This is a genomic window from Thermogutta sp. (genome assembly GCF_014359955.1).
Taxonomy (GTDB): domain Bacteria; phylum Planctomycetota; class Planctomycetia; order Pirellulales; family Thermoguttaceae; genus Thermogutta.
On the sequence record NZ_JACIYL010000088.1, the window covers coordinates 299 to 9,662 of the forward strand.

The 9,364-nt window shown below is 57.5% G+C and carries 6 protein-coding genes; 5 read left to right on the top strand and 1 reads right to left on the bottom strand.

The window, feature by feature from the left end:
- Positions 1-11 precede the first annotated feature (11 nt).
- The 3 genes from H5U08_RS04530 (at position 12) to H5U08_RS04540 (ending at position 5,064) form a co-directional block, all read left to right on the top strand.
- On the top strand, positions 12-1,151 hold the full coding sequence (locus tag H5U08_RS04530; protein ID WP_297030683.1) for a hypothetical protein: 1,140 nt from the start codon (positions 12-14) through the stop codon (positions 1,149-1,151).
- 58 nt (positions 1,152-1,209) lie between these two features.
- On the top strand, positions 1,210-4,113 hold the full coding sequence (locus H5U08_RS04535; protein ID WP_297030685.1) for a hypothetical protein: 2,904 nt from the start codon (positions 1,210-1,212) through the stop codon (positions 4,111-4,113).
- A 75-nt stretch (positions 4,114-4,188) separates the two neighbouring features.
- The gene (locus H5U08_RS04540) at positions 4,189-5,064 is read left to right on the top strand and encodes a GYF domain-containing protein (RefSeq protein ID WP_297030687.1); all 876 of its coding nucleotides are present in this window, start codon (positions 4,189-4,191) and stop codon (positions 5,062-5,064) included.
- A gap of 97 nt (positions 5,065-5,161) precedes the next feature.
- Here H5U08_RS04540 and H5U08_RS04545 read toward each other — a convergent pair whose 3' ends face one another.
- Positions 5,162-6,862 carry a glycosyl hydrolase gene (locus H5U08_RS04545; RefSeq protein ID WP_297030690.1) on the bottom strand — a complete coding sequence of 567 codons (1,701 nt, stop codon included), beginning with the start codon at positions 6,860-6,862 and terminating at the stop codon, positions 5,162-5,164.
- Between the two features lie 395 nt (positions 6,863-7,257).
- On the opposite strand from H5U08_RS04545, the gene H5U08_RS04550 reads away from it, so the two are divergent.
- Together H5U08_RS04550 and purE are read left to right on the top strand one after the other, a co-directional pair.
- Positions 7,258-8,631 (top strand): beta-ketoacyl-[acyl-carrier-protein] synthase family protein, encoded by a 1,374-nt coding sequence (locus H5U08_RS04550; protein WP_297030693.1) that lies wholly within the window; start codon positions 7,258-7,260, stop codon positions 8,629-8,631.
- Positions 8,632-8,751: 120 nt separating this feature from the next.
- On the top strand, positions 8,752-9,258 hold the full coding sequence (purE, locus tag H5U08_RS04555; RefSeq protein ID WP_297030696.1) for a 5-(carboxyamino)imidazole ribonucleotide mutase: 507 nt from the start codon (positions 8,752-8,754) through the stop codon (positions 9,256-9,258).
- Positions 9,259-9,364: the final 106 nt, after the last annotated feature.

Sequence of the window (9,364 nt, forward strand, 5' to 3'; positions counted from 1 at the left end):
GGAGTTCAGACGTGTGCTATTCCGATATTATGCTGATTCTCTCGCTTGGCGCAATGGTGGGGATTTCGCTCACCCCGGCGGGTAAGGTAGTCGATAGACTATTCAATCTCATCGCCTCGAAATCAGAGGGCAAATCTGGTTCAGGTGATAACTCCGGCGACGATCACACAGATCAAGATAAGGGGGAGGCATCGGCCCAGGGCGAGAAAGAGACATCGGAAGGTGTGCGCAGAAAGAACCCACACACATCCGTCCCCAAGGTCCTGGAGTCTCGAAGCAACCGTGCTGACCAAACAGCTTCGTCTAACGACCAGGCGAAAATTGCTGGTGACTCAGAATCGAGTCGTGAGAGGAAGGCTGAAGGCGTTCCTGGCAAGAGCGCAGAGACACGTCCGCGGCCCACGGAAGCGGGTAGCCAGCAGACGAGTGGCCGAGATCAACAGTCGCACGCTAGGACGAAAGAGACAGAGGAATCCTCGCACGGCAACGAGACTGCACCGCCGCAAGAAAGCTCCGCTCCGGCTCTATCATCCCTGGCTTCCCCTCCAGAATCGGATACGGCCGGTGAGCAAAACGGAGGGGCCAATTATGCTCCCGATGAGGCGCGCGTTTGGAGTGATTGCCCAATTGAGTCGGTCGTCGAATTCAGCCTCCAAAAAGTCGATGACTTGCCAGGGACGATCAGGATAACGGCTCAGTCCGTTAGAGAATTCGTACGTCGCTTGTCCCCCAGTACGAGGTTCCGACTCTTCCAAGTGCGATACCACGGAAGGGCCAAGCCGGTCGAAGTCTATTATGAGCTTCCTGATCAGTGGAAGATGGAGCGTGAGCTCCGACTAGGTGCTGGACCCATAAATATTCCAAATCTTCCTGACCCTATTCCTTTGGAGCTCAAGGTTGAAAACCGCTGGGGTGGGAGTCACCCGAGCTACCGATACCGTGCCAACGATCGTGAATTAATCATTTTGACACTTGAGCCGAAGGGCGGCGGAACGGCCGTTGAGGTTAAAAAGTCGGAAGACGCCCAGGGAGCACTGCCAGAACGGGTCACTGCAAAACTAGGCTTTTGGGTGGAAATTGGTCCACCGTTGCAAAAACGCATCTGGGTAACGGTGGTACGGTTAACAGTACTTACGGGTGGAAATAGTTAAGCGGGAATAGGTGTTGGAGAAAGCCGGTCCCAAGTTGTAGACAAAACGGGTGGCCCTGATGGATTACCAAGCCATTGCGGACAAGATTGAGTTGGTTCTGGCCTCGCTCTCCAGCGTTTCAGACGAAGAGCTGCGCGACCTTGCTGAGACCTACGCCAGGGCCTGTCAGGAGGTCAACCAACGGCTCCAGGACATCCATCATCTCATCAAGGCGGGTGAGCGAAGTGAGGCCATCCGGCGTGCCGATATCCCGCCTCGACTTCTCGATGCCGTCGACGCATTGGATCTTCCCGATCGCGACGCATGGGTGGATATCTGCACTTTGAAGCGATTGCCGCAACCGCCGGAACTTTTGACCCAATACGTCGCGGAACTCAATGAGGCGTATGAAAGCGAACAGGGGCTGGCGGGGCTTTTGCGCCAGCATCGGCTGCTGGCGCTCGCCCGGGCACCGCTGGCCAAACGGGCGGCTGTGCTCAGGCAGCTCGCCGAGGCCGAACCAGAAAACCCCGTCTGGGTAGAAGACCTGCAAACGCTGGAAAAATTCTGGCTGGATCAAATCTCTCAAGAGATTCAGGAACACTTGAAGGCGGAAGACCTCGCGGCGCTCGAAGAAATCCAGAAAGAGCTTGAGTCTGGACAGTGGCGTTGTGCTCCGCCGGCGTCTGTGATTTCCCAGTGTCGGTCGGCAGTCGAAATGCTCCGCGGAAAAGCCTTCCGCCGCGAAATGGAGCATCTTGCTGGACTCATTCGCGAAGCCATGGAACGCCGGGATGTGTCTCGCGTGGAAGAACTGCTTCGGGTCTGGCAGGAACGGGCTGCCGCGGCTCCCCAATGGGTGGATTGGGAACTGCAAAACAAGGTGCAGCCTGCGATGCTCCTGGCCAAACAATTGGAGGCTGAACGACAGGCCGAGCGCCGCCGCCGACTGTTGTTCAATCAATTCCAGCAGATGCTTGTGAATCCGCCTTCCCGGGCGGAGCTGGAAAAGCAGTATCTGGCACTGCAAGAGTTGGGAGTGACACTGCCTCCCGATGTCGAGGATCGCTACGCGGCAGTCCTGGAGATGTACCGTCGTCGCGCGGCATTGCGGAGAAATATTTTGCTCGCGGTTGCAGCGCTCGTCTTTGTTGCTGTGGGCGTCGTCGTGTGGACGGTCCAGGCTCAAATCCGGACCAACCAGCTTGCCGCTGACTCCGTGGCCAGGGTGGAAGCCTACATCCAAGGTAACCAGTTCGAGGAAGCAGAAAACTTTCTGGCGGAGCTCGAAAAAAAGCATCCCCAACTTTTGGAAAGGCCCGAATTGATCGCCGTCAGAACGCGGCTGCAAGAGGCGCGTCAGGAAGAGAACTCTCGTCAAAAGAAGCTCGCCGACCTTCTGGGCATGGTGGAGCGTTCCCTGGATACCGTGCCTAATGCACCTGCGCTTGAACAGGCCGCCAGTCTCGCGCGGACGCCGGAAGAAAAGGACCGCGTGGCTGCCCTGAAAGCGCAGGCCGAAAAGCGCTGGGCGGCGCTGCGGGCGGAGGAAGAAGAGGAGTTTCGAAAACGCATTGATCAGTTGGAGGAAGACCTCAATCGGATTGTCCACAGCAATAACCTGTCCGTGGAAGAGGAATTACAACAATTGTCGCAGTTGGGCGAACGTATCAACCGATTGGTGGCGGAAAACCATGACAAGGGGTTGACGTTCGACAGGGAGTTGAATCAGCTTCGCGACCGCGCCAGCGCGAGGCTTATGGAAGTGGCGAAAACCTCCAAGAAAGAAAGGGCTATTCGCGAGCTATGTTCGGCAGCGGCTCAGGGAGCAGAAGCCTATCTGGCGGCTGTCCGCAGAATTGCCGCAAGTGCGGACGCGGCGGGGTTAACCGACCTGATGATGGTCGAAGCAGAGCTTCCGCGCCTTGATGCCCTGCCTGCGTGGAATAATGCGGCAGCCTTATGGAATGATCCGCGAACGGTCCTTTCGGCGCAGGTCCGAATGACCCTGCTCGAACAGATCAATGCTCTCCAGATCGAGCCGGTTGAGGGCTTCCCACTAAAGCCGCAGGAGCGTCAGAAGCTGGAAACCTATCTGACGAGAATCTCTCAACGCGATCAACTGGCTCTGACGGTCGTACCCGCGCTCAACGAGGAGTGGAAACAGCCGCTCATCAGCGATGCGTGGCTTGTGCAGTTGAAAAACGGACGGCGCTATTACTCCCGGGAACAACCCGGCAGGCTCATCAAGGTGGTGCGCAGCCTGAAATCCGATAAAGATGAGGAATTGCCGATCATATCGAGTATGGTGGAGTATCAAGGACGTGCTCCGCATACCGTGCTTTACAACCGCGTCGAAAAGGCTCTGGCAGACTGGAGTGCCAAATCCTGGGAAACATCCGCCGACACGGTATTAGCCGAGATCATTCGGTTTTCTCGTAAAGAACCTCCCGAACTTCCCGAGCTCCCCCTCCTCTTTCACCTGTTTTGGGAGACACTGATGGTTGCCAAAAGTGGTGATCTCGGTTGGGAGGCGTTTTGGAACATGTGGCAGGAGCCGCTTCAAAAACTGCGCGACCAGTATCCTGCCAATTACGACTGGCCGCGTGTGGCCCAGGAGAATATCAGCAACTTTGATGACCTGCGTGCATTTTTCGACAAGCTGCCGTCGGCCGAAGAGGTTCTGAAACAGGTGGCGGCTGCCCGGGAGGAGTACCGTGCAATCCCCTGGCCCCGGTTGGAATGGGTGGGTATTGTGCTGGAGGATGACCAGCGGGTTTGGTACGTGCGTGCTGTTCGCAGCGAGAACATTCAGGATGGAACGCCACTTTTCATTCTTGAACCCCCACCGGGTGGGAAAGGACTGTTTTTACGGCAGATCGGAATGTGGAAGGGTGAGCGGGGCGTGGTGGAAAGAGCGGGCTCTTTGAGACTGTATAATGGACGGCCGGTCGTGGCGTTTGTGCCTCCGTCCCATAATTAAACTGCGGTGGTGCAGAGAATATCGGGAGGTTTGCCAAACATTGAGCCAAACAGGCTGGCTCGGGAGAAGTCATCGATGAGTCCGTCTTCTCAGGACCTCCAGATCCACGTGCGGTTTCGCGGAAATATCTTCGGCCCGTTCACGCCGGACGAACTCCGCGATCTGATCCGTCGCGGTCGATCAGCTTCCACATGGGAAATATCCCTGGACAGACAGTCCTGGCGGCCCATCAGCGAACTGGAGAGTCTGGTGCGGAGTGCTCATCTGCCTTTGCAGTTGGATACAGATGAGCTGCCCGAAACCTTTGACGAAGATGGCTTGCCGGCTGGGGTTACCCTTTCTATACCAGGCCAACCCTTGTCCGCTCCAAGCACTCGAGACGGGGCTGGCGCCACAACGGGAGGGGCCACCGAAGCGCTTTGGTACTACGCCGATGGCGACCAGCGGATGGGGCCTGTTCCAGAGAGTCGAATGATCGCCCTGATTCGGGAGGGAGTGATCAAACCAGCTACGCTCGTGTGGACGTTGAATATGGAAACATGGCGGCCGGTATCGGAAACCCGGCTCAAAAGAGCGCTTCCGGAGGCGGATGTTACCGATCGAAGGCCGACCCCCGTTCTTACGGGAGAAGCTCCCGCGCCGGCATTGCCGCCCATTCGACGTCTGTCACTGAGTTTGAATCTCGATCGGCTGCAGTTTGGACTCGTCGCGCTGGCCTCTGTTGCAGGGGTGAGCCTGGTATTGAGGCTCCTCTCGTTACTTCTGAGCGGTAGCGGTCTTTACCTGCTTGTCGAACTCAGTGAATGTGGCGTGCTGGCAGGCCTGATTCTGGTCGCGCTTGCCGCCCGGGCCTGGCTCAGGGAGGCATTTCCCACAGAGACGCCCCTGGGTGATCTTATGCGACCAGATACGCACCATGAGGAAAAGGGGCCTCCCGATATTTCACCGTAGACCCGCCGTTCTTTCTGGATCGCTTTGAGACAGGATGAACCGCAGCGCTGCCGAAGAAGTCCTGAACCGACCACGACGCGATTGAACTGGAGCGCACTCACCGGGCCGGAACAGGGATCTCGATTTCCGCCAGATCATATCCGGCCCAGGTCTGATGACCGGCACGCTGATAGGCGTGGATTCTCACCAATCGCGCGATGCGCGGCGCGAATCTGACCCGATGAGTCGCCTTCCATGGCTGCCACGGTAAATCGTCGAGAACACTCACCGTCTCCCATGATCGCTCGCTATCGTCCGGGGTCGATGTGCTGATTTCCACGGCGAATCGCGACGGGTGAATTTTCCACCCCCAAATCACATTCACCTGAGAAATCTCCAGAGGAGATCCAAGGTCCACTTCGATCCAGGCCTCTTCGGCATCCTTGGCTGCACGCCATCCTGAATAATAGCTTCCATCGACGGCGGCCTCGGGATTGGTGCCGGAAGAGGCACGCACAGGCCGACCTAGCGCAGCGTTCCGAACGCCGACAGCAATGTGCACGCGGTTGGAAAGATTTTCTCTCCCTTCCGCATCGTAAGCCCGGGCGGATACATCGAATGTTCCCCGCAGGTTGCTGGGCCATGTCCACGAGAAATCTCGCGGTGGCTGGCGTATTTCACCCACGACCTTACCGTCCGCCAAAAATTGCAGGAGAGTCACCGGGCTGCCTCGCCCGGCCGCGAAGCCTTCAATAACCGGTGCAGAGTCTGCAAACCATCCGCTTCCGTCGTCCGCAGGCCGCAAGATTCCCAGCTCGGGGACATAGCCGGCGTTATCAAAAAGCGGCAATTCATCCAGTGTGATCACCTGGGAATGGCTCATCGTGAACCGGGCCCAATCCACCGAACGCCGCGGGTGAGGACATCCCCACCAGGGTAGCGCGTAGAGCCAGCACGGGGTTTTCCCGGCCGCCATTTTGTCGGGGTTGGGAATCGCGTCGCATTCACACAGGGCCAGCATCTTCCCGGGGCACACTTCCTGCATTGCGCGAAAGTAATCCCAATAGGGTGTTTCATCCTGTTGCGGATCAACTCCGTAGATATCGATGCCTCCAATATCCACATATTGGTCTCCAGGATAGAACCGGCGGCGCCATTCCGGCTGTTTCTTTTTCAAGTCTCCCACCCCGGCACTGTACACCCAGATGAGGTTGTTGAGCTTACGCTCTTCGGTGAAGTAGCGAAACATGACACGCCAAAGTTCGGCCGTATTTTCAGGGTGCTGAAGATCCGTCCACCAGAACCAGCCGCCATCGATTTCGTGGAGCGGGCGCCACAACACGACGACGCCGGCCTGTTGAAGCTTCTCCAGGACGTCTGCCGTTTTGGAAAGTTCCTTCATGAGGGTCTCATGCTCCGGTGTCCCGGGTTTTAAAAGCTCGTCCAGGGCGACGGGAGTCTTGCGCTCACGGGTCCAGGCTGAATCCCCACCGAAAAACCAGTGCCAGTGGAGTGTCAAAATATAGCCGTGCTTCTTTACGTGGGCGATGACTTCATCGACATCTCCTAGCCACTGGATATCTCGACCCCAGATGGCCGCGTGCCGTCCGGTCTGCTGGTAATCGTCTGGGGTATGCGGATAAACGTTGTACCCGGCGAGGAGTTGCTTACCATAAATTGTGCGAAAATACCGGAGAAGCTGTTGGCCCTTTGGGCAAAGGTGCGGATTTGCGAACTCGCCTGCGGACACGGTTCCTGCCAGTGCCACTGGTCCGACAACCACCAGAATCCATCTCCAAAGAGTCTGCTTGCCACACATGGTTGTCACCTCATTCGAAAGTTTAGGGCGTGAATTGTGTTGGGAAACTGGAGCTGCCGGGTGTCTGAACGCTTTGCGAGTTGGCGTTCAGCAGTGATGTCATGCCAGAGTGGGCCATTGTGCCACGTTGATACGCGCTTGGCAAGAATCCTTCTCCGCTCCGTCCAGGTGTTGTTTGGTAATGCGTGGAGAGGCACAACCTCAACGGCTTGTTGCGGGCAATTCACGACTTTCCGTTGCCCGAATTGTCCGGCCGGGGCTCCTGCGTTACACAGCGGATTCGTAATTTGGTGCCCTCGCGATCTCACTCGGGATGAGTTCGGAGTTCTCTTGTCGAAAAAAAGTCCCTCGGGTAGTATCACAGTTTTACGGGTGGCGAGGAGGACGTGCCCGGGGTGGTCATTCTGCGCTGGTGGGTGTGTTTTGCAGGGGCTGGACCAAGAAGTGTTAAGTCTTCCCATTCTTTTTTGGCGGTGGCGAGAATTGGAAACAGTCGCCTCGAAAAGATGAGCAATGTGCCAGAGGTCGTCATAACAGGCCTGGGAGTTGTCAGCCCGATTGGAACGGGACCGGAGGAGTTTTGGCGGTCTCTCTCCGAAGGCCGGTCCGGCATTCGGCGGATTCCGGTGCTTGATGGCCAGGCGTTTCCCTTTGCAATCGGGGGTCTGATACCCGATTTCGACGCCACCGACAAGATTCGCCCACGTAAGGCGCTGAAGGTGATGAGTCGAGACATTCAGCTTGCCTTCGTGGCGGCCGATATGGCCCTTCAGGAAGCTGGGATCGCGGCGTCGGGCGTCGCCCCAGAGCGGTTGGGTATCGTATTCGGAGCAGACCTGATCCCCTGCGAACTGGACGAAATTGCAAACGCGATCCGTAGCTGCATTGTGGACGGCCGATTTGATTTTAGTTTGTGGGGAACTCGGGCACTCTCGGAGTTGTATCCTCTCTGGCTTCTCAAGTACCTTCCCAATATGCCTGCATGTCATATTGGGATTGCGTACGATGCCCGCGGGCCGAATAACTCGCTGACTCTCGCGGAAGTTTCCAGCCTGGCTGCGATTATGGAGGCGGTACGCGTGATCCAGCGGGGGGATGCCGACGTCATGGTGGCCGGGGGAACCGGTTGCCGGATTCATCCTGCGGTTTGGGTTAGAACCGGAGCGTACCAGTTATCCAGCCGGATTGAAGAGCCTGAAAGGGCGTGTCGGCCGTTCGACGCGGATCGTGACGGAATGGTTCACGGTGAGGGTGCCGGAGCGGTGGTGCTCGAAAGCCGAAAGCATGCCGAAGCGCGTGGGGCAAGGATTCTGGGACGGGTTCTGGGATTTGCCTGTGCGTTTGAGGCTCGGCGGCCGGATCGAGCGTGGTCCGGGGAAGCCGTCAAAAGGGCGATTCACGACGCGCTCCGAATGGCAGAGTTGACCCCACGCGAGGTGGGGCACGTTAATGCCCACGGACTTGCAACGGTAGAAGACGACATCGCTGAAGCCTGCGCGATTCGCTGCGAACTTGGGGACGCACCGGTGACGGCCCCAAAAAGTTATTTCGGCAACCTTGCAGCGGGAACCGGTGCTGTAGAATTAGCGGTTTCTCTTCTGGCATTCAGGCATGGACAGGTGCCCGCCACCCTCAACTGCGAACGTCCTGATCCGCGGTGTCCCATCAACGTTATTCATAAGGGACCTGTGTCAGCGGCGCCGGTCGCCGTTGTCCTCAACCATTCACGCATCGGGCAGGCCGTGGCAATGGTCGTCGCGGGAGCCTGAAGTGATCGCCCTGTGCGTTCAGGTGAAAGCGCGACACACTTGACGCTCGGATAACATACTATATCACACGGGAAATGCGTACGAGGATCACCGAAACCTAGAGAGAAGGAACGACTGGACATGAGTGCAGTGGTGGGAATTCTGATGGGAAGTGACAGTGATTGGCCTCATGTGAAAGCGGCGGCCGATATCCTCAAAGAGTTCGGGGTTCCATTTGAGGTGCACGTTATGAGTGCCCATCGTACCCCCGACAAAGTGGCGCAGTATGCGCGGGAGGCCGAGTCGCGAGGGATGAAAATCATCCTTGCTGCAGCAGGCGGGGCGGCACACCTGGCCGGTGTGGTCGCAGCGCACACCACACTTCCTGTTATTGGCATTCCAGTGCCGACCAATTTGGCAGGTGGATTGGACTCCCTTCTGTCGATGGTCCAAATGCCGGGCGACATCCCGGTGGCTACTGTGGGAGTTGGGAGCGGCGGACCGCGGAATGCCGGGCTTCTGGCGATTGCGATCCTCGCGCTCTCCGACACGAAACTGGCGGAAAAGTTGAAAGATTTTCGAAAGCGGCTGGTCGAAAAAGTCACGGCGAGAGATCAGTCGCTGCAGTCGAAGATCAACGAGGAATAACACAGAAGATCGCTGATGCCGCGGGCGCCAGCCCTTGCGGTTTCGAGTTGGCGGACAGAAAGGTACTCGGGTAGCGGCATGACAAGAGAAGTGGCCACACTGGAGT